A 260-nucleotide genomic window follows, 5' to 3' on the forward strand; every position below is an offset into this window, starting at 1 on the left:
ATGCAACAGCCTTCTCTATTGATGACACTATTAAGGATGTTCTAGAGTTTGCGGATGCTGGAAGTGCTACTCTTAATGGAGAAGCTTTAGAAGCAGACCGTATCTCTATCGCTGATCAAAAGATCACCTTGACTCTGACAGAAGACCAAGTCAAGAACAATGGCGGTAAAGAAGTTGTTCTGACCTTCAAGGCTAAGATTCGCCAAGGTGCCAACCTGACTGGCGACATTGAAAAAGGTAAGACAGCCATCAATAACCAA

1 protein-coding gene is annotated in these 260 nt (G+C 43.5%); it reads left to right on the forward strand.

Annotation, left to right across the window (positions count from 1 at the left end):
• Positions 1-260: isopeptide-forming domain-containing fimbrial protein (locus AWH02_RS06805; protein ID WP_145762186.1), on the forward strand; the 260-nt coding region annotated here is incomplete at both ends.

It is taken from the genome of Streptococcus gordonii (assembly GCF_001553855.1).
Taxonomy (GTDB): domain Bacteria; phylum Bacillota; class Bacilli; order Lactobacillales; family Streptococcaceae; genus Streptococcus; species Streptococcus gordonii.